Origin of the sequence: Streptomyces sp. NPDC059002 (assembly GCF_042740435.1) — a bacterium.
In the GTDB taxonomy this organism is placed as follows: Bacteria; Actinomycetota; Actinomycetes; order Streptomycetales; family Streptomycetaceae; genus Streptomyces.
The window spans coordinates 22,078-48,734 of record NZ_JBHYJI010000069.1; the positions used below are offsets into that span (position 1 = coordinate 22,078).

At 71.5% G+C, this 26,657-nt stretch carries 21 protein-coding genes and 1 pseudogene; 6 read left to right on the top strand and 16 right to left on the bottom strand.

The window, feature by feature from the left end; genetic code table 11:
* Nucleotides 1-815: 815 nt before the first annotated feature.
* From ACFWZ2_RS37560 to ACFWZ2_RS37575, 4 genes are all read left to right on the top strand, one after another.
* On the top strand, nucleotides 816-1,871 hold the full coding sequence (locus ACFWZ2_RS37560) for an AAA family ATPase (protein ID WP_384553656.1): 1,056 nt from the start codon (nucleotides 816-818) through the stop codon (nucleotides 1,869-1,871).
* A gap of 79 nt (nucleotides 1,872-1,950) precedes the next feature.
* The gene (locus ACFWZ2_RS37565) at nucleotides 1,951-3,762 is read left to right on the top strand and encodes a hypothetical protein (protein ID WP_384553623.1); all 1,812 of its coding nucleotides are present in this window, start codon (nucleotides 1,951-1,953) and stop codon (nucleotides 3,760-3,762) included.
* Nucleotides 3,763-3,795: 33 nt separating this feature from the next.
* Nucleotides 3,796-4,515, top strand: coding sequence for a DUF317 domain-containing protein (locus tag ACFWZ2_RS37570; RefSeq protein WP_384553625.1), 720 nt, complete (start codon nucleotides 3,796-3,798; stop codon nucleotides 4,513-4,515).
* Between the two features lie 70 nt (nucleotides 4,516-4,585).
* Nucleotides 4,586-5,062, top strand: coding sequence for a hypothetical protein (locus tag ACFWZ2_RS37575; protein WP_384553627.1), 477 nt, complete (start codon nucleotides 4,586-4,588; stop codon nucleotides 5,060-5,062).
* 500 nt (nucleotides 5,063-5,562) lie between these two features.
* On the opposite strand, the gene ACFWZ2_RS37580 is transcribed toward ACFWZ2_RS37575, so the two are convergent.
* The 6 genes and pseudogenes from ACFWZ2_RS37580 to ACFWZ2_RS37605 all read right to left on the bottom strand — a co-directional run bounded on the left by ACFWZ2_RS37580 (nucleotide 5,563) and on the right by ACFWZ2_RS37605 (nucleotide 9,993).
* Entirely contained in the window at nucleotides 5,563-5,955 is a 393-nt protein-coding gene (locus tag ACFWZ2_RS37580; RefSeq protein WP_384553628.1) for a hypothetical protein, read from the bottom strand.
* Between the two features lie 1,009 nt (nucleotides 5,956-6,964).
* Nucleotides 6,965-7,552, bottom strand: coding sequence for a hypothetical protein (locus tag ACFWZ2_RS37585; RefSeq protein ID WP_384553630.1), 588 nt, complete (start codon nucleotides 7,550-7,552; stop codon nucleotides 6,965-6,967).
* Nucleotides 7,549-8,799: a hypothetical protein gene (locus ACFWZ2_RS37590; RefSeq protein WP_384553632.1), complete on the bottom strand. Its 1,251-nt coding sequence runs from the start codon at nucleotides 8,797-8,799 to the stop codon at nucleotides 7,549-7,551. Before ACFWZ2_RS37590 ends, ACFWZ2_RS37585 begins: the two co-directional genes overlap by 4 nt.
* Nucleotides 8,708-9,067 (bottom strand): hypothetical protein, encoded by a 360-nt coding sequence (locus ACFWZ2_RS37595; RefSeq protein WP_384553658.1) that lies wholly within the window; start codon nucleotides 9,065-9,067, stop codon nucleotides 8,708-8,710. Before ACFWZ2_RS37595 ends, ACFWZ2_RS37590 begins: the two co-directional genes overlap by 92 nt.
* Nucleotides 9,066-9,545 (bottom strand): annotated as a pseudogene (locus ACFWZ2_RS37600) (ATP-binding cassette domain-containing protein); the annotation flags it as partial. The gene ACFWZ2_RS37595 and the pseudogene ACFWZ2_RS37600, both read right to left, overlap by 2 nt.
* An 88-nt stretch (nucleotides 9,546-9,633) precedes the next feature.
* Nucleotides 9,634-9,993 (bottom strand): hypothetical protein, encoded by a 360-nt coding sequence (locus tag ACFWZ2_RS37605; RefSeq protein WP_384553634.1) that lies wholly within the window; start codon nucleotides 9,991-9,993, stop codon nucleotides 9,634-9,636.
* A gap of 1,472 nt (nucleotides 9,994-11,465) precedes the next feature.
* On the opposite strand from ACFWZ2_RS37605, the gene ACFWZ2_RS37610 reads away from it, so the two are divergent.
* Entirely contained in the window at nucleotides 11,466-12,068 is a 603-nt protein-coding gene (locus ACFWZ2_RS37610; RefSeq protein WP_384553635.1) for an SMI1/KNR4 family protein, read from the top strand.
* Between the two features lie 384 nt (nucleotides 12,069-12,452).
* Here ACFWZ2_RS37610 and ACFWZ2_RS37615 read toward each other — a convergent pair whose 3' ends face one another.
* From ACFWZ2_RS37615 to ACFWZ2_RS37660, 10 genes are all read right to left on the bottom strand, one after another.
* The gene (locus tag ACFWZ2_RS37615) at nucleotides 12,453-13,307 is read right to left on the bottom strand and encodes a hypothetical protein (RefSeq protein WP_384553637.1); all 855 of its coding nucleotides are present in this window, start codon (nucleotides 13,305-13,307) and stop codon (nucleotides 12,453-12,455) included.
* A gap of 373 nt (nucleotides 13,308-13,680) precedes the next feature.
* A complete protein-coding gene (locus ACFWZ2_RS37620; RefSeq protein ID WP_384553638.1) occupies nucleotides 13,681-14,514 on the bottom strand; it encodes an extensin in 834 nt (277 codons plus the stop codon).
* A gap of 41 nt (nucleotides 14,515-14,555) precedes the next feature.
* Nucleotides 14,556-15,491: an NlpC/P60 family protein gene (locus ACFWZ2_RS37625; protein ID WP_384553640.1), complete on the bottom strand. Its 936-nt coding sequence runs from the start codon at nucleotides 15,489-15,491 to the stop codon at nucleotides 14,556-14,558.
* Nucleotides 15,488-16,474, bottom strand: a complete 987-nt coding sequence (locus ACFWZ2_RS37630) for a replication-relaxation family protein (protein ID WP_384553642.1) — start codon at nucleotides 16,472-16,474, stop codon at nucleotides 15,488-15,490. The genes ACFWZ2_RS37625 and ACFWZ2_RS37630 overlap by 4 nt, the downstream gene beginning before the upstream one ends.
* Nucleotides 16,475-16,523: 49 nt before the next feature.
* On the bottom strand, nucleotides 16,524-18,929 hold the full coding sequence (locus ACFWZ2_RS37635; protein WP_384553644.1) for a type IV secretory system conjugative DNA transfer family protein: 2,406 nt from the start codon (nucleotides 18,927-18,929) through the stop codon (nucleotides 16,524-16,526).
* Nucleotides 18,926-20,806 (bottom strand): VirB4 family type IV secretion system protein, encoded by a 1,881-nt coding sequence (locus ACFWZ2_RS37640; RefSeq protein WP_384553660.1) that lies wholly within the window; start codon nucleotides 20,804-20,806, stop codon nucleotides 18,926-18,928. The genes ACFWZ2_RS37635 and ACFWZ2_RS37640 overlap by 4 nt, the downstream gene beginning before the upstream one ends.
* On the bottom strand, nucleotides 20,806-21,759 hold the full coding sequence (locus ACFWZ2_RS37645; protein WP_384553645.1) for a PrgI family protein: 954 nt from the start codon (nucleotides 21,757-21,759) through the stop codon (nucleotides 20,806-20,808). Before ACFWZ2_RS37645 ends, ACFWZ2_RS37640 begins: the two co-directional genes overlap by 1 nt.
* A 6-nt stretch (nucleotides 21,760-21,765) precedes the next feature.
* Nucleotides 21,766-23,817, bottom strand: a complete 2,052-nt coding sequence (locus tag ACFWZ2_RS37650) for a hypothetical protein (RefSeq protein ID WP_384553647.1) — start codon at nucleotides 23,815-23,817, stop codon at nucleotides 21,766-21,768.
* The gene (locus ACFWZ2_RS37655) at nucleotides 23,814-24,185 is read right to left on the bottom strand and encodes a pilin (RefSeq protein ID WP_384553649.1); all 372 of its coding nucleotides are present in this window, start codon (nucleotides 24,183-24,185) and stop codon (nucleotides 23,814-23,816) included. Before ACFWZ2_RS37655 ends, ACFWZ2_RS37650 begins: the two co-directional genes overlap by 4 nt.
* Before the next feature lie 323 nt (nucleotides 24,186-24,508).
* Nucleotides 24,509-25,297 carry a hypothetical protein gene (locus tag ACFWZ2_RS37660; RefSeq protein ID WP_384553651.1) on the bottom strand — a complete coding sequence of 263 codons (789 nt, stop codon included), beginning with the start codon at nucleotides 25,295-25,297 and terminating at the stop codon, nucleotides 24,509-24,511.
* A 733-nt stretch (nucleotides 25,298-26,030) separates the two neighbouring features.
* Between ACFWZ2_RS37660 and ACFWZ2_RS37665 the strand changes: the two genes are divergently transcribed.
* A partial coding sequence (locus ACFWZ2_RS37665; RefSeq protein WP_384553652.1) for an SMI1/KNR4 family protein occupies nucleotides 26,031-26,657 on the top strand: 627 nt, incomplete at its 3' end.

A 26,657-nucleotide genomic window follows, 5' to 3' on the forward strand; every position in this document is an offset into this window, starting at 1 on the left:
GGGCCCGCGGGGTCGTTTTTGGTGGGTGCGTGGGGGGGGGGGGGGGCGCCCCGGCGGCCGCGGGCGCCCCCCCCGCGCCGGGCCGCCGTGGATTCGAGTGCGCACTCGAAGGGTGACGTCGCTGGCGTCTGCGGGCGCCTGGGAATCGGTCGTGCCTGCCCCCGATCACGACGCCTTGCGTCGCTGTGCCGGAATTCCCCCTGAATTCCGGTCGTGAATTCGCGAGAATTCCAGCATTATCAAGTCCGGATGCGACTTCAGGTGGGTGGCGAGTCGAGCTATCTTTGAATTGTTCCCGGGAAACCGGGAAATGAATTCCCGCCGAGGGGTCCGCCCGAAAACGGATGACGGGTGGAGTGCGCCCGAGGTCGGGTGAGGTGAATTCGTAAAAGAGGAGGGCCGGAGTGGGGTGAAGGCGGCTGCAGGCAGCCAGCAGGTGTGGTCGACGCCCTCGGGCCATCTCCGACCTGCCTGGCACAACTGGCCCCGGAGTTCTCCTTAACCAGTGGAGCCCGCCTCCTCCTGATCTTCCTGGCTTGCCTCCCGCTGTCCCGGCTCGTTGCGCGGGCCGCCAGCCCGGTACGCCGTGACCTGATGGACCGATGTCGAAAGGCTCTGCGATGACCAGTTCCGCCCCGCCGCCCGGCCTGCCCCCGGCCCCCGTTCTCCTGCCGACCCCGGCGGGCAGTCCGCCCGCGTCGAACGTCCCGGCTGGGCCCGCGAGTTCACCGCCCGCCGTGATTTCGGGCGGGAAGGCGCGGCCGGGGGAGCTGCGGGCAAGAGTCGCGCAGATCCTGGCCCGGAACACGGCGGCGATGTACTCCGTCACGGAACTGGTGAACGTGCTGGGGCATTCGGGCGGAGCGGTCGGCAACGCGTGCGAGACCCTCGTCTCGCGCGGTGAGGCGGAACGGTGCGGTGCGAAGCCGCGCATGTACCGGGCGACTTCCGCGACGGCGGCCGCTGCCCAGCGAACCGGGGTCGCCCCGCCCCGCCCGCCCAGCCTGAGGGGTGCTCCTCCCGCCCCGGGCCCGGCCGGGCCCGTGCCTCCTCCCGCCGGGCCACCGGGTGGGCGGCCGGGGCCGGTCACCCGGCCGAATGGGCAGACGTATCACCCCCGGGCACTGGCCAAGTTGCCGGATGTGGAGGCGCTGCGCAGGCTGCGGGCCGCGCAGGTGGCGGTGTTGCTGTACGGGCCGCCGGGCACAGGGAAGACCTCGCTGATCGAGGCGGCCTTCGGTGACCTCATCACGGTGGCCGGGGACGGGGACACCACGGTCGGTGATCTGATCGGTGAGTACACCCAGGACGCCAGCGGCGGTTACGAGTTCGTCTACGGGCCGCTGGTCACCGCCATGACCGAGGGCCGGGCTCTGCTCCTGGACGACGCCACGCTGATCTCACCGAAGGTGCTTGCGGCCCTCTACCCGGCGATGGATGGCCGCCGTCAGATCCAGGTCAAGGCGCACAAGGGCGAGACGATCACCGCCGCCGACGGGTTCTACGTGATCGCCGGGCACAACCCGGGCGTGCACGGGGCGGTGTTGACCGAGGCCCTCGCGTCCCGGTTCAGCGTGCAGATCCAGGTCGGCTCCGACTACGACCTGGCCGCCCACCTGAAGATCAATCGCGCGGCGGTGCGGATCGCCCGGAACCTGGCCACGCTCCAGGAGGCGGGCGATGTGGGATGGGCGCCCCAGCTCCGTGAGCTGATCGCCTTCCAGAAGATTGTCGATGTGCTCGGCATCGAGGCGGCCTTCGCCAACTTGGTGGGTGTTGCCCCGCTGGAGGACCGGGACACGGTCGCCGAGATCGTCACCAAGGCGACCGGCCGCCCGGCCGCCGCCCTTGCCCTGGGCCGCCAGCTCTAAGAGCCGCCTGCGGGCGGCATCCGCGCGGCCTGCCCGATGTGCCCCCGCACCAACGCCCCGTGGAAGGAACCGATCTGCCATGCCTGTGCACCCGCACGTGATGCCCGCGCCGCCCGCGCAGTCCGAGACCGCAGCGGCTCTGGCCCGCTGGGAGGATGACGGCGGCCCGCTGGTCGCCCCCAGCCGGGCCGCCGATGAGGCGCAGTGGCGCCGGATCGCGGCCGCGCTGGCCGGGCGCCTGCCCGAACTCGCCGACCGCGATGACGTGCTGGTCACCTGCGAGGAACAGACCCGCTCGGGGGCACCCGCCGCGTTCTACCCCACCACCGCCCAACTGGAGATCGACCGGGCGCTGTTCGCCCCGCATGTCCCGGCCTTGATCGATCCGGCCCGGGCCGGGGACGAGGAGCGCTACCCCACCGCCTGGGGTGCCTTCGTCCACGAAGCCGCCCACGCCGCCCACTCCCGCTGGAGCACCCCGCCCCCGCTGCGCGGCACCGCCCTGGACACGGCGGCCCAGCTGCTGGAGGAGTCCCGCGCCGAGTACGCCCACCTCGCCCGCCGTCCCGGTGACCGGGACTTCCTGCGGGCCGCCGCACGCACCCTGGTGATGGGCGACTTCACCGTCGCCACGCCCAGCGATCCCTGGCGGGTGGCCGGGGCCGCCGCGCTGATCCTGGCCCGCCGGGACGCCGGAGTCCTCGACCCGGACGAGACGAGGGCCGTGGAGGACACCGCCCGCCGAGTGCTCGGCCCGGATCTGCTGGAACGGCTCGCCGAGATCTGGACGGCCGCGCACACCACCGCCGACGAGGACGGCCCAGCGATGCTGGAGCACGCCCAGGCCTGGTGCCAGGCGCTCGCCGCCGACCCGCACAGCCCGGAACCGGCCCCCGACCCCACCGGACGCAGGGGCGAACTCGCCGAGGCGGTCGGCACGGTCGTTGTCACCGTGGCCGCTCATGAGGCCGCGCGGGCCCAGGCCCGGGCCCGCGCTGAGGCGGCCCGCCAGGACCGCAGGCAGACGAAGGCCGCACAAGCGGCACAGGCCCGGCAGGCCGCCCGAACCGCGCAGCAGGTGTTCGCGCCCGGCGCCCGCCCGCACACCCCGGGCAAGAGCCCCCGGCGCAGGCCCGCCAAGTCTCCGGTGACCCGCACACGCCCGCCCACCAGCGCGGAGAAGCAGGCGGCCGGGCAGTTGGCCCGCGCTCTGCGGGCGGCCTCTTACCGGGAACGCACCGCCGCCGTGACCTGGTCGGTGGCCCCTCCCGGCCGTCTGAACATGCGCGGCGCGCTGGCCCGCGATGCCCAGCGGGCGGCGGGCGCCACCCCCACCGCTGCTCCCTGGATCCACACTCGCTACCGCCACACCCCCACCCCGCCGCTGCGGGTGGGCATCGCGGTGGACGTGTCCGGTTCCATGAGCTTGGCCGCCGCCCCGATCGCCTCGGCCGCCTGGATCGTGGCCAAGGCGGCGGCACTGACCGACCCTGACTCCCGCTCGGCGACCGTCGCCTACGACCACGCCGTCACCGCGATCACCGCACCCGGCCACACCCCGCCCAAGGTCACCGAGTTCGCCGCCCGGGGGATGGGCCACAGCCTCGATGCCGCCATCGACGCCCTGTCCGCCGGGCTCGGCCTGGCCACCTCCGGCACGGGCCGCCTCCTGGTGATCGCCTCCGACGGCCGCTACCACCCCGACGAGGCCAGCGTGGCCACGGCCCGCATCACCGCACTGCGCGCGGCCGGGTGCGCGGTCCTCTGGCTCGCCTTCGAACCCGACCCCCGCCCGCTGCCCGGCTCCACCCTGCTCGAACTGACCGCCCCGGCCCAGGCCGCCGCCGCGATCGGCCAGGCCGCCACCGCCGCCCTGGCCCGCACCCGCTGATCCCACCCTCCCGGAGAGGACTTGCCCCCTGCCATGAGTACACGCCCCGCCTCCCCGCCGTACCGGATCGCTCCCGGCTACCTGGCAGGCCCCGATGCCCTCGGTACCCGGCGCATCACCGACCGACTGGTCGCCTACGGCTTCACCCCAGAGCCGTTCTACGAAGCACGCGCCTACGCCCGCCGGGACCCGCACGGCCTACTGGAAGCCCTCCAGACCCCGCGCAGCGCGCCCGACCCCACCGACGGCGAAGAGCCGCACACGGACTGGGAGTTCACCGCCCGCACCGCACCCGGGCGCCCCGCCACTTGGCGCGTACGTTTCGCCCCCACCACCCCGCCCGAACTACCCGCCGCCCTCGCCACCGCACTCACCGCCCAGGCCCCGGACCACGACGGCACTCCGCACTACCTCCATCCGCCGGGCACGCCCGAAGAGGCCACCGCCCCGCTGGCCGAGGCCGGATGGATGCGCGACCTCGGCCGCCACGAATGCGCCTGGTACGCACCCGGCCAACAGGCCGTCCTCGTCACCCCGCTGCGACCCGACGCCCACGGCCACGGCGGCGCCAACTGGCTGCTCGCTGCCCGCCGTGCCACCGACCACACCGCCCTCTGGTACGCCACCGCCCACCCTCGCACGCCCACCCACCTCATCCGCGCCTTGTGCACCCAACTCACCGACCCCACCCCCGTCCCGCGCACCCACCGCCCCGACCCGGACGTCGGCCCCCTCACCGTCACTCACCCCTGACCCGCCACGGCGCCCCACACGGGACAGCCCGACCGCATCCGCGAAGCAAGAAGCAGAGGAGACCGCCGCCATGACCTCGCTCGCCGAACGCGCCCACGCCGCCGCAGTGTTCATCCGCCACACCACCGCCGTCAGCCCCCACGGCCGCTACCGGGGCGAAGAACACGCCCGCACCGCCGTCCGCCTGGCCGCCGCACTCGGCCTCGGCCTGGACCAGATCACCACCACCCCGGACTGGCTGCGCCGCCGCACCACCCCCGGCGAACCGGTCCTGGCCACCGCCACCTGCCCCGACACTGCCGAGACGTACGTCTTCCTGTGCCGCTCCCCGCTCTACGACGACGAGGCCTTCGAACTCCTGGGCCCCTGCCCCGAATGCGCCGCCCAGGTCCCCCTCGCCTACGTCCGCCACCTCGCCGACCTCGGCACCCACCTGGCCACCGGCCCCGCCCCGCTCGGCGACGGACAACTCCCCGCCTCCTACCCCGACACCTTCCCCCGCGACGACGGACACACCCGCACCTGCTCCTACAGCGAAACCCTCTGACCGCCGCACCCATCGCTTGCGCGCAGGACACGCCGGTCCGCCACCCGCACCCCGGCCCCCGCTAGGGGACCGATCACGCCACGCGGACCGGCCTCGTGCCGCCCCACCGCACCTAAGCCGAAAGGACACATCAGCCATGCACCCGTCCTACCGCCGCGCCGCCCACCGCCTGCTGACCGAAGCCCACTCCCGCCTCGCCGCTCACACCCACCACGCGCATCTGCCCCTGTACGACCTCCTCGCCCAACTCGTCATCGAGCTCTACGACCGGGACTTGCTCGACGGTCGTCCCCTTTCACTCGGCCGCACCGTCGACGAGGCCGCAATCAGCCTGCTGCACCAAGCCTCCCCTCAACTGTCCGCTGCGGCCCACGACAACAACCTGCCGCAACGCCTCGCCGCGCTCGACCGCCTCCCGCTGCCTGAACGCCTCCGCCTGCTCCAGGCAGCCACCGGGCCCACCACCCCTTCCGGCCCTGCCCGAACGGCAACACTCACCACTAGGGCCGCGGTGGCCCGACGCCGTGCACCGGGGCCCTGCCCGTGTGAGTGCAACAGCGGTGGTTTCTGCGGCGGTTGCGGCCATGCAGGATGTGCAGGTCGTCGATGACACGACCCGAGGCTGGGTCAGCTCTCGTGCGGTATCGACTCACCCGGTAGTCGGCTGAGCCCATGGCCGTGGCCAACGATGGCAGCGGCCAGCGGGACCGCTCCAGATCGTCGAGCCGCTTCTCATGCTCGTCGAGCGCCTTGTCCATCTGACCGCCGCGATGGACGAGGAGCGCCAACTCCCCGTGCTGCTCGGCGAATCCGACTTCCAGCGTGCGCCGTGGCTCTGCGAGCTCCAGGGCGATGTCGTGCGACTCCGGCGGCGTCACTTCGCGGGCCTTCACTCTCTGGGACCGATTCCGATCGCCACGCCGCAAGCCTCATGGTGCTCTACGCACGACCAAAGCGGTTCTGCCGACCGTACGCCCGCACCGTCGAAGCCACAGGGGCAACTCCTACCCGATCGCGGTGCCACGCCGAGACGAAATCCTCAGTAGCTGGCTTCCTCGGCTGCCGCCTCGCAGGCCTTGCTCTGCCGCAATGCGAGCAGTGACAAGTAGTCGTTACCTTCGGGGGTGCGATGAATCACCTGAAGGGTCCAAGATCGCTTAGTGAGCGACGTCAGACCGGACTTCTTGTGCGTCCGGCGCTCGGTGACCCTCCACCCGTGCTCGCGGAGTGTGCTGACGACCGTGTCGACTTGCGCGTCTGATGCGGGAGCGAACGTGGCCCAGTCCGCCGCGCACCCCCTCATACCCTCGCCCACGGGCACATCCGTTTCCGGGCCGACACCTGCGTCCTTCGTCGCAGCCGTCAGGTCTGCTCGGACAGCCGACTGGTTCCACCCCTTTGAAGCCCCAGCCGAAGCCGATGGCTTGGAACTGGTGTCGTCCTTCGCACTCCGAGACTCCTCATCGCCGCACCCGGCCAAGACCACGACCGCAGCAGCGGCCGCCCACACCCCGGTGCCCCGTCTCCTCCATCGATTCCGCGTCATCTTTCCCCCCCTATCCAGTGCCCCGCACGCTGCTGAGGCGTCAAGGAGTGTTGCACGGCCTCCGGACCAGCCCACGCCCCGCCCGAGCCTGCCTACTCGCCGACGAGGCTGCCTTGCGGGTGCGGGTGCGGGTGCGGGTGCGGGTGCTCATGCTCCGCGCGGTGCGCGCCTTGATCTCTGTGGCCGTCACTGCGGCCCCGTCGGCGTCGTCGCCGAACGTCCGCCGGAGTGCCCGGCGTTGCGGATCGCCGGATGTTCATCGCCGCGAAAACCACGCGGTCCTGCCACGAAGCGCCTGCGCCCGGCCCGTTGGACTGGAGGTAGCCCGACGGCGCGAACCGCTCCGCCGAGGTCGGTTAGTCGTCCGCTCCGCGCCCCTTTCCCAACAGCGGTGCACGGAAGGACAACGCCAGCCCTGCGCCGAAGAATACGGCGGCACACGCGCCGGCGAACGGCGCTGTCCCTTCGTGGAGCGGCCAGGCCCACCAGGCTGATTGGCCTCCGCCCCGGCCGCCGAGTGACACTACGGCGAACGGCAAGCAGGTGATCAGCGCGAGAGACAGTCTCGGGGTGGACAGCCAGCGGAGCACCAAAGCGCAGCCCAGGTATCCGGCGGTGTTGCGGGCGACAGCGACACCGTCGGGCACGAAGGCCGACGCCAGGACCAGTGCCGTCACTGTTGCCGTCATGAAACAGGTGTCCAGCCATCGCACGGGCCGTACCGCTACGGATTCCGAGGCGCCGTCGGCCCGCGCCTGCCCGTACAGGATGAGCAGCACGGGGAGCAGCGGCACGAGGTAGCGGAAGGGCAGCCCACTCGACAACGAGCCTGCCACGGAGGGCACGGGCACTTCCGAGTCGGGCACGAGCACGGCCACACCGACGACCAGTGCAAGGGCGGCGAGGAGCGCAGGGGCGGAGCGAACCCGCAGCCACCAGATCACCTGGTATCACCCTGATAGGCCGTGGCTGCCAACCGGGGCTTGAGGTTGCAGTCCGTCAGCGTCGAGCGGTTCTTGCTGTACCACTGCGTCTGGGCGTTCGCGGGAAGTTTCCGTACATCTTGGACGAGGGACATTGTCTTGCCTCCGTCATCGATGCGGCCTGCGACGTCGTCGGTGTTGCCCCCTGCGGTCAGCTCAAGCCACATCGCCACCGGGGCGTAGGCCTTCTCTCCCGGCCACACGTGCCGTTCGGAACACGCCGGAACCGGGTCCGGCAGCATGCCGCTCACCAACGACATGACCACGTCCGCCCGAGTAGGGTCGGCGAAGGCGGGCGAGTACGTCTTCGGCAGCTTGACCCCCGCCTTCTTGAGGCGGACGGCGGCGTCCTCGACCCAGGGGCGGAACTTATCGGCGTCCTGGCTCTGCTCTGGCCAGAGACACACCTGCACGGGTTCCCCAGCGCAGCTGAGCGCGCTTGTCTCCCGGGACTTGGTGGGGTCGTATTCCAGGGGCATCACCATGGGCACGGCGACTGCGGCTGTGATGGCCACCGGCAGCACCGCCGTGAGCCGGACGATGCGGGTGCGGGCCAGCACCACGATCGGTGCCGCCAGGAGAAGCCCAGCGGCCACCAGCCCCGGGGCGATCAGCGCGCGGGCATCGAGGGTCCGCTCGTAGGACCACCCCTCATTGAGGTTCGTACCGTTGAGCTGGCGAAGCCACAGCGGCTCCACGGCCACGGGGTAGCTCAGCCACAGGAAGGTCGCCACCGCGACCGCGGGGACCGTGAGCATCCATGGCAGCAGCCACCCCACGGCGTAGCCCACCAGCGTGTATGTGAGAACCAGGAGGCCCAGCAGCGCCAGCACCCGCAGGTCCGGCCCACCGGGGCCGCCCATGGCCCGCTCAGCGACACACGCGAGCGCCACCATCACGCAGAGGATGCCGACCCCCCACACCGTGCGGAGTTGGGACAGCGCCACGACGAGCGGCGAGCGTGCGGCGGCACCCTTGTCAACGAGGCCTGAACGCCGGAGTCGGACGGCCTCCCAGGCCCCGGTAGTGGCACAGAGGGTGAGCGGGATGATGCTTACGACGGCGGTGTGCGCCGTAGCGGCTTCCCAGTAACCCTCCGGGGCGGAGATGAGGGCGTCAGGCTGACGGGAGTAGAACCACATCCATACGCAGGCGGGGAGCAGCCCCCACACCGCGCCGGAGGTACGCAGTAGCGCGCGCCAGGGCATGGTCAGACCTCCCCGCGCACGAAGCCGGCGTACGCCGCTTCCGCGAGCCGTCCGGGAGCGGCGTCCGCGGGCGCGGTGGCGAGGAACGCAGGGACCGGTCCCTGGAAGCGCACCGCACCCCGGTCCAGGAGCACGACCGAGTCGAAGATCTCCGCCAAGTCCTCGGTCTGGTGCGTGGAGACGACGAAGCTCGTGGTCTGCGAGAGTTCGCCGATGAGGTCTCGGAACACCCCACGCTGGTGCGGGTCGAGTCCCGCTGTGGGCTCATCCATCAGGACAACGCGCGCTCCGTGTACCAGAGTCTGCGCGATACCGAGCCTCCGGAGCTGGCCGCCGGACAGCTGCCGCCCGGTCCGTTCCCCGAGCGCGCCGAGGCCGACGCGGTCGAGTGCGGGCGCGGCAGCATCCCAGGCCGCGCGCCTCGACATGCCCTTGAGCCACCCGGCATATGCGACCTGCTCCCGCAGCTTCAGCCCGGCCACTGGCCGCACTTGCTGAGGCAGCCAGCCGACCCGGCTTCGGTACTTCTTGCGGGCCCTGGCAGAGTCGGGGATCAGTCCTCGCAGACTGACTTGCCCTGATATGGGTTCTATCGCTGTGGCGGCGATGGAGAGGAGGGTCGACTTGCCTGCCCCGTTGGGGCCGAGCAGTACTGTGCAACCTCGCTCGAAGGCGAGCGACAGATTGTCGAGTACGTGAACGCCCCGCCGGTACCCGAAGGTGCAGCGGGATACTTCCAGGATCATGCGGCCTCGTGGAGCAGAGCCAGGGGCCGCTCGGCATGGAGCGGCCCCAGCTGATGGTTCGGCGGTCGGCGTCAGCGCTTGGCGTCCGCTACCAGGAGATCTTCACCGAGTCGACGGAGATCGTGTAACCGGTGGAGTGGTACTTGAAGTAGAACTGGCCAGCAGTCTTCGTCTGACCCCAGTTGCTGGTGTTGCACGTGTTGATCTTCTTGCCGTACCCGGGGTCCGTCGCGAGCGACTTGACCCGGTAGAGCGTCAGAGGAGCCGAGAAGCCACTGGACCTGTCGCTGTCGCAGCCCTTGAACTGGACCTTCGTGGCGTTCTTGTCCTTCTGGCTGTCGCGCCAGCGGTTGGACTCCTTCTCGGCCTTCCAGCCCTGGATGTAGGAGGTCCTGCTGCCTTCGGCGTGAGCGGGTACGCTTCCCGCAAGAGTGGCAGCCACGGCCACGGCCGCGATTGCACTGACGCGCTGCTTCAAGCGTCCGGAGAACTTCGTCACCGTAAGTCTTCTCTCTTCGTGATGAGCGGTGATGGAGTGGTGATGCCGTGTTGGCGCACGGCACACCGCATAGGTGATGCCCGGCCCGAAGTCACCCAAATGACTCAGGCCGGGCATCACTATTGACCACTTCTTTACAGTGCGCAACTGCCCGCAACCGTACCCATTCCTCCGAAATGACGGATGTTTCCGTTTGTTGGTGTCCTGTGTAATCAAACTGGCCGGGGATGCTTTGTAGTTGCTGCCGCCGACGCAGGAGAAATGTGCGGGCGCAAACGACAACTTCGGGGATCTGCGAGCCTCCTGGCCGACTGCCGTTCGTCCTTCACTGCTCCGACGGCCATGACTCTCGGTCTCTGCGGAGCGCGTTGCTCATGGCAGAGCAGGATTCCGCGAGGGTAGGCGGGTGGCAGGCGACGCTCAGCGGGCCGCTCGGCTCTCCATGGGTCCCCTGAGCGCGATGAGGTGGCGACGAGACCGTTCGCCGGGGGCGGCGCAGGCCTTCGCGCATCGCGGGCACGCTGACCGAGCAGACCGGCGCCGTGGTGGAGGCACTTCCGGATGATGCGCACGAGGAGACGCTCGCGCTCATCGACTCCGTGGCCGCGGGCGCTGTGGGCTTGAGGCCTGCGCAGCGAGCATGTGACGAAGCCGCCCGCCTGGTTCCCCCCCTGGCGGACGGCTCGCGTCGAGCGTTCAGAGGTCAAGATCGGCGGCGGCGACGTAAGCGTCCTCGGCCACTAGACGACACCGACCAGGAGTCGGCGACGGGATTCGAACCCGCGTTGCTCTCTTGACAGGAGAAGTAGCCGCAACCTGCGCACCTGAACGAGGTTTACCGTAGCCGCAGTGCTCGTGGCGGGCACATGATTTACGTCGCGGTGAAGAGGCGTCACGCTGCGCGCTGCGCCGCGAGCCCGGCGAGGAAAGCCTCGCGGCTGAGGCTGCAAACGTGGCCGCAGTAGGCGTATCTCATGCATGGCTCCGTTGCTGGCTAGAAGCTGCGTTTCTCGGGCAGTTCGGGCGGCGCGTACGCACTTCAGCGGGGCCCGAGTATCGATGAGTCCGGGCGGTACCCTCCGGGCCAGTGCGATGACCTGCCGTCTGTGCCGGATCAGATGGCGGCGCTGATCTTCTTGTTCATGACGCTGTCCGTGGGGAATTCTCGTGCCCGTCAGTGCATGGGCTCTACTGACCGCCACCGGGGGTCAACTCGTGGCCATTGACAGCGTCACATTGGGCAAACACGTGGCAGTTTCCATCGTCCCGCATTACGGGAACAGTGGAAGCGGAATCCCGACGAAGATCGAGTACGACTACTCTGTTTTAGAAGACCGAACAAGGAAGCACTGCGTGATCCGACAGACACCGTCCGGTGGTGTCACCACAGGCAGCGCGACATGCCCGAGGAGGTGACAGGTATGACACAGGACGCGTACCTGCGAAAGGTGACGGAGATGCTCGGCGAACCGCCGCGCACCTACCAGCGCGAGGGAAGCTGGCAGGCCATTGAGGAGAGCATCGGCACCAGCCTTCCCGCGGACTACAAGGAGATCGTCGACGGCTACGGCCCGCTCCATATCAACGGGCATCTGTATCTGCACCACCCCGCGACAGAGTGGTGGAACCTCGGCAAGTGGATACGGGAGAGTGCCGAAGCCTGGTCGCAGATCGAGTTCGACGAGGACGAGCCCGAGGGGGACCCGTGCGTGTCCCTAGGCGTGAGCGAGCTCGTCTTCGGCGCGGCGGATGGTCTGATCCCGCTCTTCAGCACCGACCGCTCGGAAATGGTCTTCTACGGCCCCAGGGCGGCAGGGGGCAGGGGATCGATCTTCGTCGAGCCCGGAGAGGGCGAGTTCTTCGAGTACGAGATGAGCGTCGCCGAGTGGTTCTACCGCTGGCTCGTCGGTGAGAACGTGACGGGTCCGCACGGCGGAGTGTACTACCCCGGCCCCGTGGAGCTGCGCGAACTGCCCATGACCCCGGACGAACGCCCCGAGTCCCGCTATGGCCCGCTCCGGTAGAGGCAGTTCTTCCCTTCTCTGGACAAGGTGCGGACGCCGTCCCTGCGCTGAGCGTCGCTCTGCCACAGAGATCTGCGTAACCCGTGCCGGGACCACGCAGGAGGAAGCGGGAAGCCACGCCCCGAGCCATATCCGGCCCGTTCCGGCGTGCGGTGTGAAGATCCGTCGCTCTGCTGTTCGCCACTCTTCCCGGGCGGCGGACTGCTGGCACCCGCATCGGCCGCGGACGACGATCCGCGGCCGTTCGCGGACCTGCCGCCACAGGAACCCGGCGTCACCTTACGGATGTTCGACGTCCAGACCCCGCTGAACGAACTGGCCCGAACTGCAGCCGGGGTGCTTCCCAATCCCTTGGAAGCACCCCGGCTGTGTTGGTTGGTCGGGCTATCGGGTGCCCTCCGGTTCTGCCAGGCGGTAGGTGCGTGGTTGGTCGGTCACCTGTTCGGCGATGCCCTGCCGGGTGAGGGTGGCCAGGGCGTTGGCGATGGCGCCCGAGGACTTCTCGATGACGCGGCTGATCTTGGTGGCGGTGAATGCCTCGCCGGGGTGCGCCTGGAGGTGGGCGATGACCATCTGGCGCAGCGCTCCGGGGGCGAGCCGCTGCCTCCCGCCCGGCAGGATGATCGCTTCCGTGGGTGTGCTCTGCTGTTCGCCGTCGCCCTGGGAGGCAGGGAGGACACGGCCCGTGGGGTTGTCGCTGCCGCCTGTGGTGGGCGGCTCGTTCTCACTGTTGCCACCTGCCTTGCTGTGGTCGGCGTCTTGCGACGCGTCGGCCACCGGGGCGGTGACGGGATCCGGACTGTTGCCGTGCGACGCACTCGTTCCGCCGGGGGCGGCTCCCGGGTTCGCGTTGGTGCTGCCCGTCTTTGGGGCGTCCGTGTCCCGTTCCTTGGGGTGGGAGGGTTCCGTTTCGGTGAGGGATGGCTCCTGGTCGGTGGTGCTGTCGCCGCTGTTCTCGGCGGTGGGTGCGGCGCGCCAGCGGTCGGGGGTGCGGCGGGGGCCGTCGTGGCCGCCGGGGGTGCGTACGGCCAGGCCGTGCTGTTCCAGGGTGGTCAGGGCCTTGCCGGTGGTGGAGCGGCCCAGACCGGCGGCGAGGGCGAGTTCGGCCGTGGTGGCCGCCTCGATGAGGCTGGTCAGTTCGGTGTAGATCGCGGCGGGCGCGCCGGTCAGTTGGGTGAGCGGTTCGGGGACGGGGGCGGCGCGCAGTGTGCGTACGGCGTCGGTCGTCGTGTCGGACATGAGGGAACCTCGATTCCCGTGAGGAAGCTGGTGGTTGAGGTCCCCGGCCGGGGTGCGGCCCTGTGAGTGTGGGGGCTGCGGGTGTTCCCGGGCGCGTGCGCAGCGCGGGTTTCCCGGGTGAACAGGGCCGTGGCGCGGGCGGGTTGGCGGTTGTCCGCTGGCCCGCTCGGTTCGTCGGCCACGACCATGGACGCTCTGCTCCGGCGGGAAGTCAAGCGGACCGATCGGTTCTGGATCGGACCAGCTCGTAGCGGTGCCATGGCGGTGGGCAGGTGTTGGGTGAGGGGGGCGGCACTGATCGGTGAGCGGTCGTCGGCAGATCCCCCGCTCCGGATCTGGCGGGGGAGATCAAGCGGCGGCCCGGGGCAGTTCATCAGGCCGGAGGTGGCGGGCCGGGGCGATGGGCCAGGAGCTGTTGGCGGATCTGCTGGGCGCGGCGGGGGCCGATGCGCAGATCGGTGCGCAGCCGCCAGATGCTCACGGGTTTCCCGGTGGCGGCGCGGGCCGCGGCGTCCAGTGCCACGGCCCGCGCCCACACGTCGGCGCCTGTCGCCGTGTCGCCGTCCGCCTGGGGGGCGTGTGCCGTAGCGGGGCCGTCGGGCGTGTCGTCGGCCGTGGAGGGCCTGTCGCGGCCGGGGCCGGTGGTGCTGGGGGCGTGGGGTGAGGCGGAATCCGGATCGGATCTGCCCGCGGTGGGAGGGGAAGGCGGAGGTTCGGTGGCGGTGGTGTCCAGATGGGTGTGCCCTGGCGCCGATCCGGATGCGGCGGCCAGGGGACGGGGCCGGACGGAGTGTTCGGTCGAGGCGATCCGGTCCAGGAGGTCGGTGATGGTTCTGCGGTACGCGGCGATCGTTTCTGCCAGGGCGATCAGGAGCAGGGCCGGAGTCAGGTGCAGCAGGACGGCTGCCGGATCGGCCCGGTGGGGCCAGCCGATCTGTCCGTCGGGCCACAGGCTCTCCCAGGTGTTCATGAGGGCGGCGACCGATCCGGCGCCCCAGCGCAGTGCGGTGGACCAGGCGGGTGGAGTGATGCCCCAGGAGGCCAGGCGTGCGTCGACGTAGAGGACGCCGGCGAGCGCGGTGCCGATCATCGGGTCGAGGAGCACGGCGATGGGCAGGGGGACGTCGCGGCTGGTGGCGAAACGGGTGACGTTGACCGTGGTGAAGACCAGGGCCAGGACTCCGACCACGCACAGCACGCGGGTCATGGCTCGGAGCAGGCTGACAGCCTCGCGGGTGGCGATCTGTTTCACCGGCCACCGCTGTCTGGCGCCGCTGGCCTGGTCGCGCCCTGGAAGGAGGGGGAGTTGGTACGTGCGGGTCCTTCGCGGACGACCGCTCCGGGGCGGGGCGCGTCGATGGCCTGCCCGTGGCCGGTGTAGAGCGCGACGTGAGTGATGGCGCCAGGGCCGGTGCCGAAGAACAGCAGGTCGCCGGGGGCAAGAACAGCGCCTTTGGGGAGGCGGGGGCCGTGGTCGTACTGGGCCTGGGCGACGCGGGGGATGCTGACTTGGGCGGCGCGGTAGGCGGCCTGGGTCAGGCCGGAGCAGTCGAAGCCGCCCTCGGACGGGCCATCGCCGCCCCACACGTAGGGGGTGCCGAGCTGCGCGCGGGCGAAGGCAACGGCCCTTGCGGCGGGGCCAGTTGCCGGGGGTGCGGCGATCGCGTAGCCGTCGGCGATCTTCAGTACCTGGTCGACGTACGTGTCGCTGTGGTTGTAGTGCCAGATCGCCCGGCGCAGGTTCTTGCCGTTGCGCGCGCCGTTGGCGCACAGCAGGCGGGCCGCGGCGTAGACGGCGTCGACCGGGTCCCAGGGGGTGGGCGGCTTCTTCCCGCCGGGCGGGACGGGATGGTCGTACGCCTTGAAGGTGGAGGGCAGGAACTGCATCGGCCCCACCGCGCCAGCCGAGGAGACCATCGTGGGGTGGCGGCCGTGGTCGGACTCCACCTTGCCGATCGCGGCGAGGACCGTCCAGGACAGGCCAGGGCATTCGGGAGCGGCGCGCTGGTAGAGGGCGAGCATGTAGGGCGGGATGTCGGCCAGGGCGTGCTTACTCGGGGCCGCCGAGACGCCGCCGGGCAGCAGGCTCCCGAGCAGCGCGGCGGCGATGAGCGCGGCCAGCAGCGGCAGGGCCAGGACCGTGCACCCGATGCCGGTGGCTGTCCTGGCGAGCAGGGAACTCACGATCCGCTCCCCAGATCGGGCGGCAGCGGCGGCACGGGGAGGGTGAGGGGTGTGTCGGCGTCGGTCGGTTCCAGTCCGGCGGCCGGGGACAGGTGCGGCCAGTGGGCGGCGAGGCCGGTGAGGGTGGTGCGGTGGGCGGTGGGTTCGAGCGGGGCCCACCAGGGTCCCCACGGGTCTGTGGTGGTGAAGTCGGCGGACGAGGTGGCCACTTGGAGGTCGAGTTCGCGCGCGGCGGCGGCGAGGCGGCGGCGCAGGGTCTGGTCGCGGGAGGCGGTGCGGGTGTGGAGGAGCAGGGCCGGGCGGCTGCCGGTGGCCGCGATGAAGGCGGCGTAGCCGGTGAGTTTGGCCTCGACACGGGCCGGTGGCTGGCTGCCGGTGTCGTATTCGAGGAAGAACGGCAGCAGCGGGTCACCGTCGCGCCAGTGGGCGTAGGCGTCGGGGCGGATGATGTCGCCCCAGCGGCGCGCCGCGGAGCGTTCGGATAGCCAGAGTGCGAGCCCTGACCCGGATGCGGTGTGGGTGCGGGCGGCGAGGTGAGTGAGGAGTTCGTTGACGCCGAGGTCGTGGCCGAGGGAGGGGGAGTAGGCGATGCGGCCGGTCGTGGTGGGGCGCCAGCCGAGGGCGGTGGGGTCGAGTCCGGCGTGGGCGGCCAGCAGGGCGGCGCCGACGGGGCCGAGGGTGTAGTGCTCGGGGGCCGAGCCGGAGGCTGTCAGGGGGCGGAAGGAATCGAGGACGGCGTGCTCGTGCAGGGTGCGCAGACGGCGTTGGGCGGAGCGCGCGGAGGTGTAGGCGAGGCGGGCGATCTGGTGAGTGGTGAGCACCCGGTGTTCGTGCAGCATCCGTGCCAGCCAGAGGTCGCGGCCGGTGAGGCGGCGGGCGAGCGCGGCCACGTCCCCATCCCGGGCGGGCCGGGGACGGGTGGTGGCGGCGCGGGCGGTGTAGCGCGAACCGGGGCCGTGAGCGGGGCGCGGGAGTGCGGACATGACGGGTCACCACCGGGTGCATGAGGTCGATGCGGGAGGCGTTGCGGGGTCAGGGGCGGGCCGCCGGGCGCGGGCCGGTCCGGGCGGCTGCCGCGGCGCGCAGGTCACGTGCCCGGCCGGGCACCGGCGGAGGCAGGGGGCGAGTGGTGAGCGTGAAGGCGGCCGATTCCGCGCCGGAGACGAGGAGATGCGCGGCCGCCTGGTAGGGGCCGAGGTGGGCGAGGTCGTGCGCGGCCAGCGTGGGCAGGGTGTGGCGCTCCAGGGAACTGGCGTCCTCGGGGGAGGCGTTGAAGAAGACCTTGTTGCGGGCGTTGGCGGAGATGCCTTCGCGCAGGTCGCGGGGGAGCTGGGCGAGGTGCTGGTGGGCAAGGAGCATGGACAGGCGGTAGCCGCGGGCCTCGGCGAGCATGTCCTCCAGCGGGTAGGGCAGGGTGAGGAAGTTGTGCGCCTCATCGATGCTCAACGTGGCGTCGATCCGGGCGTGTTCAGGGGTGCGGGCGCGGGCCGCCGCGGCCTGCCAGGTCCCGGCGACGATGAACGAGCCGAGCAGCCGGGCGGTTTCCTCGCCGAGTGAGCCCTTGGGGAGGCGGGCCAGGAGGATGCCGCCGTCGAGGACGCTGGTGAGGTCGAAGGTGGAGGGTCCCGCGGCGATCGCACGGCGGGCGAAGTCGCGCAGCAGGAAGGCGCGCAGCTTGTTCATCACCGGGCCGATGACCGCCGCGCGGGAGGGCTCGGACATCGACTCGTACCAGGCCCAGAAGCCACGGAGCACGGGGTCTTTGAGGGCGGGGACGATCCGCAGCCGGAAGGCGGCCTCGCCCAGGAGACGGGGGACGTCGGCCAGGGTGACCAACTGCCCGGAGACGGTGCGGTGTTTGAGGAGGGTGAGGCAGGCGGCCCGCATCACGTCGTCGGTGCGCGGGCCCCAGAAGGCGGTGAAGATGCGGCGGAAGATGCCGGTGATGTTGTCGACGACGACGTCGATGTCGCTGCCGTCGAGCACGTTCAGGCAGGGCGGGGTGTGTACGTCGTCGGGGTCGATGAGGACGAGACGGTCGGCGCAGGTGTCGGGGAGCCGGTCCAGGAGGTCGGTGACCAGGTCGCCCTTGGGGTCGATGACGATGACGCCGCGGTGGTTGCGTACGTCGTCCAGGGCGAGGTTCGCGATGAGTGTGGACTTGCCGGAGCCTGTCGCGCCCATGACATGGAGGTGGTGGCGGGTGTCGGGGACCGCGAGGCCGACGGCTCGGCGGGCACCGGTGTCGGAGTGGCCCAGGGGCTTGATGCCGCGTCCGGGCGCGGGTTCGGGGATCTGCGGGGGCGGCAGGACGGAGCGGGCCCCGGCCCGCCGCACGCCGGGTGCGTCCGCGTCGAGGGGCAGGTGGGCGAGGGCGGCGAGCTCGGGCACCGACAGCAGTGCGGGGCGCGAGCGCGGGAACTGCCGACTGCTCAGGTGGGGTTCGGGGCGGCGCAGGCGGGTGCGGGCGAGGTAGTTGCGCTCGGCGTACAGGCCGAAGGCGGATGCGAGCGCGTGGGCCCGGCCGCGCGCCACGTCCTCTGCCCGGGCCGTGGTGGGGGCGCAGGCGGCGGCGTAGGTGAGGGTGCACTGCCACTGGGCGCCGGACTGTTTGGCGGCCATCTGGCGTACGGCGGGGCCGTGTTCGGGGTCCTGCTTGCCGGTGATGACGGGCTGGGCGCGGTGGAACAGGAATGCGGCGAGGGCGTGGGGCCGGGATGAGGGGTGCCCGGTCTTCAGCTGCCGGGCCTGGCGGCGAGCCCGGCGCAGAGCTCGGCCGGTGGCGGGGCGGGCCAGGATCTGTACGCATGCGGACTCGTCCTCACCCATGCCGGTGGCCGCCTGGAGCAGTGCGCGCAGCGGGTCGGCGGTGTGGTCGGTGCGCAGCGGCAGGGCGTCGGGGCGGGCCGGACGCAGCCGTCCGGCGGTGACCGTGTGCCCACCCGGCAGGAGCGGCTCGGGTTCGGTGACCCGGGTGTGGGCGCCGGGCCAGGCGGCCTCCACGGCGCGGCGCACCAGGCCCAGCGGCACCGTGCCCGGGACCCACAAGGTCATGCGCAGCCCGGTGTGGGACCAGGCGTATGCGAAGGCGAGATGGGGCTGGCCGGTGGTCAGGCGGCGCCACCACGGGCGCAGCAGCCCGGCCAGTTGGGCCCACAGGACCTCACCGCCCTTGGGCGCGACGGCGGGCGGAGCCAGGATCTCCACACAGCGCGCCCCATCGGCCAGGCGCTGCTGACGGGTGTGGAGCAGGCGGCACCGGGCGGCGTGTACACCGACGGCGGACGCGAGGGCGGCGGGGAGCAGGACGGGGGCGGCCGCGGTGCACCAGTCGAGGACCGAGCCGATCCCCGCAACTCCGAAGGAATGGGGACGGGTGAGGAAGTCCACGACCGGCCCGTCCAGTTGGGCGGTGGCCAGCAGGTCGTAGGCGTTCACAGCTGCCACCCCGTGTGCGCGGCGACTTCCTCCACGGCGGCGACGTCACTGTCCAGGAGCGCGTCGTCATCGTCGTCATCCAGGAATACGTCGCCGGTGTGCCGGGCGGCGAGTTCGCCCGGATCCGTGGTGATCACTTCGTGTTCGCCGGGGGCCGCGACGCTGATCAGGGAGACCTTGTGGCGGCGGTCCCCGGTCAGCAGCAGGGCTTCGCCGCGGGCGGCGGACAGGAGGAACTCCCGTTCCCCGTGGCAGAGGCGGAAGTTCTCGCTGATCGCATCGATGGCCTGCGGTGCCTGACGCAGCAGTACTTGGGTGGCGGCGTTGGAGACGACCGCCCGGCCCAAAGGGGAGGCGAGTACATCGTCCGCGTCCTGGGTGACGACGGCGAGGCCGGTCCAGTGCTTGCGGGCGGCCTTGGCCATGCGGAACAGAAAGCGTGCCCCCTCGCCCTCGCGCATGAGCAGCCAGGCTTCGTCCACCACGACCAGATGCCGGCCGGGTTGGGGGCGGTGGGTGACCTGCCGCCAGATGGTGTCCAGCGCGAGCAGCATTCCTGGGGCCTTCACCTCGTCCGGGAGCCGCCGCAGGGCGAACACAGTTAGGTGCCCGGTGGTGGAGGCGGTGCTGGGGCCGTTGAACAGCGCGGCGTGCGAGCCGGTGGTGAAGGGGGCGAGCCGGTCGGCGAGAGAGGCCGCCGCCTCGCCGCCGTCACGGGCCAGGACGGCGGCCAGATCGGCGAGCGTGGGCGGGGTCCGCTGCCAGGTGCGCGGGTCGGAAGTGATCCCGGCGTGTGTGTACGTGGTGAGGATCGCGCGGTCCAGGAGCGCTTTGTCTCCCGCGGCCAGCTCGGACCCGAGGAGGACGGCGAGGAAGGTGTGCAGGAACAGCACCCGGCGCGTCAGGAGGTCCTCTCCAGGGCCGGTCGCCGCGGGCAGGTCGAAGGGGTTGAGGCGTACGCCCTCCTCGCCGAGTGCGATGACGGTGCCGCCGATGGCTTCGGCGAGGCGGACGTACTCGTTCTCCGGGTCGATCACCGAGGCCGTCACACCAGTGAACAGCAGCCGCAGCAGCTCCAGTTTGGTCAGGTAGGACTTGCCCGCACCGGAGCGGGCCAGGGTGATGGAGTTGTAGTTGTCCTGCGCGAAGCGGTCCCAGACAATCGGGGCGCCGGAGACCGTGTTCAGCCCGTACAGCACCCCCCGAGGCGCCTCGTCGGCGCCGGTGGCAAGGGGCAGGTCGGGACTGGCGAAAGGCGAACACGCGGCGAGCGCGGCGGTGTCGAAGGTGCGGCGGATCTTGAGCGTGTCGATGCCCAGCGGCAGCGTGGCCAGCCAGCCCGGCAGCGCCCGGTAGGTGGTCGGCGCGATGGTCATCAACAAGGACTCGGCGACCGCGCGCACCGCGGCCGCCTGCTCGGCGAGTGCTTCCTCGTCCGCGGCGTGCACTGTCAAGTACAGGGCGACGTGGAAGAGCTTCCCTTCGCCGCGGGCGATCCGGTAGGCGAGCTCAGCGGCGTCGTGAGCGGCAGCCTCCACCTCCGGGTCGTCCAAGTTTCCCTTGTCGAAACGGTGGCGCCGCCCGGATTCCAGGTGGGCCCGCTGCTTCTTCAGCCCGGCTGCGGCCACCGGGTTGGGGACCGGCTCGATGTGCAGGGCGATGTCGAGATGGCCGGGGAAGGTGAGCAGCGGGGCGAGCCAGCCGGGGGAGACCTCGGCCGGATAGCCGGTGACTACCAGTGTGGTGGCCAGATGCTCACCGATGGCGAGGGCGCGGGCGTGCACCTCGATGGCCTCGGGCCCCGCGGCGTCCAGCAGCTGTGAGACGTCAACAGTGTTCGCTGAAACGGGAGTTCGCCCCTGCCAGGGAAGTCGCATCATGCGCGGCCACCTTCCGATGAACCGCCGTCCGGCGGGTTGGGGGTGTCGGGGTTGCAGGCCGCACCGACCAGCGCCGCGCAGTGCTCCGCATCCAGGGGCGTGACGGTGATCTCGGCGGCGGCCAGGGCGTGAGAGGCCTCGTGCAGGCGCTGGAGCACCCGTCCCGCGCTCGGGCTGCGCCGACGGCTGCCCGCGGCCGCCTCCTCGCGGGCGACCAGGACGATCTGCCGCGCCAGCAGGTGACTGCCGGAGGCGAGGTCGGCGAGGAAGGCGGCGTGCGCGCGGGCGGCACGTTCCAGTGCGGGATGCGGCAGCGCGGCGGCCTCGTGCTGCAGGCCGTCGGCGAGCGGGGCGAGGTCGACGCGGTGGCAGCGCACCAGCAACTGAGTCGGTCCGGTCAGGGAGTTGAGCCAGCGTGCGAACGCCGCGGTGAGCCCCTGCTGTTCGGCCGCCGAACGCAGCTCGAAGTTGACCGTCGAGCATGTGGCGAGTGCGGCCTTGCCGGCGTCACCGAGTTCGAGCACGCCCTGGTCGGTGACACCGTCGTACGGCATATCCGCCGCGGTGGGAGGCGGCCGGTCGGCCCTGGCCCAGCTGCCGGGGACGATGCCGGGCAACGGCGGGACGCCTTCGGGCGCGTACACGCGCCGCCGACTGGTACGTCGGTGTGCCAGGGCGGCGATCAGGAAACGGTCCAGGCCGATGCCCTCCCGCCTCCCCAGGACGAGTGCGGCTCCCGCCCCGGCGACGGGGATCACCATGACGAGGTAGGCGAGCGGGGGCATGAACGGGCGGCTGACCCACCATCCGCCGTACAGGACCAGGGCCAGCACGGCGAGGAACGCGGTCTGCCGTGCCGTGAAGGGGCCCAGGAGGCGGTCGGGTCGGGCGATGTCGGCAGGGATCCGTGTGGTGTATGTGTCGGCGGCCGACTCGTCGATGTGGGGCATGCGCAGTTACCTCCGAGGCGCGTCGAGGGGCAGTCGCAGCCGCATCGGGCGCGGCGGCCGGACACGGACGTGAGCGGCACGACCGGCTTGAAGGGGCCGCCGCACGTACGGAACAGGAGCAGGGCGGACGGGGAGCGAGACGGCAGCGGGCGGGAGTACCCGAGGGAACCGGACGGGCGGACGCGCAGTCCGCCTGGTGCCTGGCGGCACCCCGGCATGGGAGGACCGCACCGGGTGGGCGGGTGCTTGATGCGGCGGCAGGGGGTGGGCCACCGGCCGTCTGCGCTGTGCCGGGGCTGTGTGCGGTGTGGCGCGGGGGCCTTGTGGCGTACGCGGATGAGGAGCAGCACGCTGACCATGCCGTGGGGGCAACTGGCCGCCGGGCGGCCGGGGAACGGGGCCAGGGGCGGCAGCCGGACGGGGTGCTGGGGGCACCCCCGGCGCGGGCCCCGCAGGTCGGTGACCTGGCGCGGGAGTGCCCCGGCGAGCGGGGGCGGGAGTCGGACCGGCGGGACTGTCGGCAGGACCGGCCCCGCCTCCAGGCCCTCCTCCCGCAGGTCCGGGGCCGGGACGGCCGGGAGACACGGGACCCGCCCCACCGGGAGCGGGGTGGGCCGGGCCGCCCGGAACCCCTCGGCCCCGTCCACCCGCGCCGCCGCCCGGCCGCGGCCCGCCACCGGGACCACCCCGCCCTGGACCGGGGCTGCCCCCGGCCCCGCGCGGTCCACGTCCGCCGCCGGGCTGGCCGCGCCCGGCTCCGCGAGGACCACCGCCTCCCGGCCCGCGGCCGGGGGTGCGGGCGGGCAGGTAGTGGTGCATCAGCTGGTACAGGGCCAGGTGGCGGAGCATGCGCACCGGTGCGGGCGCGTGCGGCTGCTGGATGGGCGTGCCGCGCAGGATGACCTGCAGTGTCCAGCCGGGGATCTTGAACAGCGCCCAGAACAGGGCCAGTCCGGCCAGCAGTGTGCCGAGTTCATCGGCCTTGGGGATGCCGAGCGTGGTGGCGCCCGGGGCGAAGAACAGCTTCAAAGCGAGGATGAACGTCATCGACTGCGCGATCTGGATGACGAGACATCCCGCCAACCCCCGCCACCACAGCCGGGCGATCGGATCGGTCACCGGATGGGCGTGGCAGGCCAGCGCGAGCGGCGCGATCACGGCGAGCAGCGCCATCAGAGCGACGCGCACGATGAAGCCGACCAGCACGGCCAGGACGAGAACGAGTTCGACGACGGCGAGCAGCAGCAGGTAGATGGCGATGCCCGTGCCGCCGAACAGGCTGAAGGGCAGGGCTCGTTCCACCAGGCCCTGGCCCGCGTCGGCCATGTCGGTGGCCATGATGGCGTGGGCCAGGGCGTTGGACAGGCCGATCGCCTTGCCCATCACGGTCAGCGAGGCGGCCGCTGTGACGATCCCGACCAGCAGCCGCGGGGCGATCTGCTGGAGGGCGTAGCGGGTCTGCACCGTCTCATAGCCCATGACCGTGATCCCGCCGCCGGTCACGAACAGCACGTAGATACAGGCAGTGATCGCCATGCAGTTGGTCCACAGGCGCTTGATGTCCGCGTGCTCGGTGACGTCAGGCGTGGCCAGCAGGGTGTCGGCCAGCAACTCCCGCAGCGGCTTCATGGCCTGCTCGACGAGCATGCCCAGGAACGCCGTGACCGCGTTCACGATCATGCCGGGGATGTCGAGAAGGCTGTCCAGGCCCCACGCGGTGCCCTTGTCGCAGTCACTGGGATCGCCGTCCGCCTCACAGGCCGCCGGAGTCGGGCCGGGAGTCGGCTCCGGCGGGGAGGGCCGCTCTGGCTCCGGGGAGGGGCGCCCTGGTGAGGGCGTCGGACCCGGCGCGGGCTCGGGCTTCGGCTCCGGGCCGGGGTCCGGAGGTGAGGGGGCGGGCGCGGGCTGCGGTTCCGGCTCAGGCGCCGCGGGCGCCTGCTGAGGTGCGGCGTACGCGATGTGCGTGGGGACGAACTGAATGGAGAGCGGCACCAGGACGAAGACGCCCAATGCGCAGAGACGCGGCAGGGTGCGGATGAGACGCCGGGCGCGGCTCACTGTCCGCCCCCGCCATCGCCCGCGCCGACGATGCCGCGCAGCACGACCACGATCACCGGGGCGAGAAGGGCCAGGCCGTATCCGATGGCCGCGGCCCTCAACGCCCGCTTGGCGGCCTCGACTTCGCCCGGATCGCCTCCGGCCATGAGGTAGCGCAGCCCGCCGAAGGTCAGGAACAGGGTGGCCAGACCGCCGAGGATGCCCACGATCCAGTTCCGCAGATTCGAGATGACGGTCGGGATGTCCGCGACCGCCCACACCAGCGGCGGGTTCACCAGGAGCACGTACGTGGTGAGGGCGGCGGTGAGAGCGATGCGTGAGGACCAGCGGATGAGCGGTTGGCGTGGCCGAGGGAGCCTTGCGGGCATGGCAGCACACCTCCATCGGGGCAGCCGGGCAGGGGCGGGAGAGGGTGGGGGCAGCGATGGTGTTACGAGGCTCGGTGCGGGGTGAGCCCGACCCTTGGCCTGGGCGCCGTCCTCCTTACGAGGGCGCGGCAGGGGCGGATTCTCGGGTGTCAGCACGAGACGGTCGTGCTCACCCCGCACGGAGTACCGACGGGTCCGGGGCAGTGGCCGCCGCCCCGGACCCGGGCGGAAGGAGTGCCGGTGGCACCCCCTTCCATTCGTGAATAGAGATCCCGGCGGCGGGAATTGACGTCCCGCCGCCGAAGATCCCTCCGCCGGGCGTACTACCGGTCCTGCAGCTGGCGTCGCAGGTGAGCGGCCAGGTGCTGCTCGGCGGCGCTGCGGTGCCGATAGAGCTGACGCACGCTCACCCCGTGCTCGGCCGCCAGCCGGTGCATGGGCTCACCCTCCAGGCGGGTCCGGGCGATCAGCCGCGCCTCGGTGACGTCCACCACGTGGGCCTGCACGGCCTGGGCCAGGACCGTCAGCTCGTCCACCGGTTCACCGCACTCGGCCTGTGGGGCGGCGCAGAGGCGGTTGAGGTCCGTGGCCGCAGGGGTGGTTTCGCGCCGCGCGCGGCGGCATGCGGCGTACACCAGCCGGTGTACGGCCCGGTCGGCGGCCCGGAACAGCTCGCGGTCCACACGCTCCATGCCAGGGTTCACCGTATGCAGGGACGTGGCGACGGCGGCCAAGGCCTCCTGCTCGACCTCAGCACGCTCCAGATGCGCAGGGCGGGCCAGCCGGGCGAGCATCCGGCGCAGCACCGGAACGGTCATGGCCACCGCCACCACGTCCCACGGCTCACCCAGCTCGTGGGCGCGCCGGACCACCTCGCGCCAGGTCCGCTCCCGCAACTCCGGCCGGGTCGAGGGGTGGGCAAGATGAGTGCGGACGACGTCGACCGGCCACGCAGCCCGATCGGGTTCGTCGCACACCAGCTGGGCGGGCAGTGTGAGCGGCTCCACCCGGTGCGCGAGGGCCAGGAACGCCTGCTCCAGCTCCCCGAGCGGGGAACGAACGGCGCCCTGCGGACGGGCGGAGGGATGGTGGGCGTGGTGACGGTGGTGCATGGCGGCAACTCCCGTGAGCGGTGCGGACAACTTCCGCCGCCACACCTCCCAACCCCTCGTGCCACAAGCGGCCCACCCGCACGCCAGCGCCGCGCCAGACACGGGCGAATGGTCCGGCGTGTGCGATGGCCCGCCGCCGGTCCACCCCCGATCACTTGGCGCGACACCTGAACCGAGGCAAGGGGAATCGAACACAGAAATTCCCGGCTCCGATGCCCACCTCGCAGTGGGGAGAGCCGAGGTGGTCCGGCGGTGGCTCGGGACTGGCCCGCGAGTGGCTCGCATACGTGGGGACCTGCCGTGGAGCCCTCCATGGCTCATGTCGCTACAAGGCGGCTGTCCGTCCAGATCCACGCGCCGCGCGGCTCGTGACCATCCACGACCGAGTTCCGCTGTCGCACCAGACCCGTGTCTAGGACGGCGAGCAGGCCGTGCAGAAGGCTGTCCGGCACGCCGAGGAGGACCCTGTCGAGTAGACCAGCCCGGCCACCTGCGGCAGGAGGAGCTTCCTCAGAACCGGTAAGTCCCGCATGACCACGGCATTCCCTCCCGAGCGCGATCGGCATGCGCTGGCGAGGTTGAAGCCGGATGCGGACTGCGCGGGTGGTGGGGCGGGCGATGTCGTGGGAGCGTCCATGAGGCCGGAGCTGCCTTGGATGCTGTCATGTTCCGGGCCCGCCCCGCGCCCCGTGGGCGGGCGTTGATGTCAGTGCCGGGTGCGACGATCGCACTCATGACTGAGATGGCTGGCGCGAGTTACGACTGGCAGGGTTTCCTCACGCGGTGGAGCGAAGAGTGGGCGGACGCATGCGATCCCGGTGAAGTGCGGGACGTCGGCGACGAGGAGGCCCGCCGCGCCCGCTGGCTGGGCTTCCAACCCGCGACACCTGCGCGCATCGCGGCCCTCGAAGAGCGCCTTGGGCACCGGCTTCCGCCGTCGTACCGGACGTTCCTGGAGGTCACCGATGGCTGGCGGCATGCAGGCGCATTCGTGTGGCTGCTCGCGGGCACGGAGGGAGCCCGCTGGCACGAGGACGGCGTGGAACTCGCTGAGATCGTCCAGGAGGACCTGGACGAGGAAGCAACGCGGGAGGAGATCCTGGGGGCCACGATCTGGACCCGGGGGCTTGAACTGGCGGTGGAATCCGATGCCGTGGACATCATGCTGGACCCGGAGGACGTGGACGAGCACGGCGAATGGGCGGTGTACACATGGGCGCCTTGGCGAGCCAGCCCTCCTGAACGACACACGTCCTTCTGGGAGTTCATGCAGGACGCATACCGGGAGTTCCACAGCCTGCGGGTGGGAGCCGTCAACGCGCCGGAGTTCGTGAACGCCACGACTGAGTCGCTGGACGCC

What these genes read in the sequence shown, in the direction of transcription:
- ACFWZ2_RS37560 (WP_384553656.1), top strand. Translation starts at nt 816, where the DNA reads ATGTACTCCGTCACGGAACTGGTGAACGTGCTGGGGCATTCGGGCGGA.
- ACFWZ2_RS37565 (WP_384553623.1), top strand. Translation starts at nt 1,951, where the DNA reads ATGCCTGTGCACCCGCACGTGATGCCCGCGCCGCCCGCGCAGTCCGAG.
- ACFWZ2_RS37570 (WP_384553625.1), top strand. Translation starts at nt 3,796, where the DNA reads ATGAGTACACGCCCCGCCTCCCCGCCGTACCGGATCGCTCCCGGCTAC.
- ACFWZ2_RS37575 (WP_384553627.1), top strand. Translation starts at nt 4,586, where the DNA reads ATGACCTCGCTCGCCGAACGCGCCCACGCCGCCGCAGTGTTCATCCGC.
- ACFWZ2_RS37590 (WP_384553632.1), bottom strand. Translation starts at nt 8,799, where the DNA reads ATGCCCTGGCGCGCGCTACTGCGTACCTCCGGCGCGGTGTGGGGGCTG.
- ACFWZ2_RS37595 (WP_384553658.1), bottom strand. Translation starts at nt 9,067, where the DNA reads ATGAGCCCACAGCGGGACTCGACCCGCACCAGCGTGGGGTGTTCCGAG.
- ACFWZ2_RS37610 (WP_384553635.1), top strand. Translation starts at nt 11,466, where the DNA reads ATGACACAGGACGCGTACCTGCGAAAGGTGACGGAGATGCTCGGCGAA.
- ACFWZ2_RS37615 (WP_384553637.1), bottom strand. Translation starts at nt 13,307, where the DNA reads ATGTCCGACACGACGACCGACGCCGTACGCACACTGCGCGCCGCCCCC.
- ACFWZ2_RS37620 (WP_384553638.1), bottom strand. Translation starts at nt 14,514, where the DNA reads ATGACCCGCGTGCTGTGCGTGGTCGGAGTCCTGGCCCTGGTCTTCACC.
- ACFWZ2_RS37630 (WP_384553642.1), bottom strand. Translation starts at nt 16,474, where the DNA reads ATGTCCGCACTCCCGCGCCCCGCTCACGGCCCCGGTTCGCGCTACACC.
- ACFWZ2_RS37640 (WP_384553660.1), bottom strand. Translation starts at nt 20,806, where the DNA reads ATGCGACTTCCCTGGCAGGGGCGAACTCCCGTTTCAGCGAACACTGTT.
- ACFWZ2_RS37645 (WP_384553645.1), bottom strand. Translation starts at nt 21,759, where the DNA reads ATGCCCCACATCGACGAGTCGGCCGCCGACACATACACCACACGGATC.
- ACFWZ2_RS37655 (WP_384553649.1), bottom strand. Translation starts at nt 24,185, where the DNA reads ATGCCCGCAAGGCTCCCTCGGCCACGCCAACCGCTCATCCGCTGGTCC.
- ACFWZ2_RS37660 (WP_384553651.1), bottom strand. Translation starts at nt 25,297, where the DNA reads ATGCACCACCGTCACCACGCCCACCATCCCTCCGCCCGTCCGCAGGGC.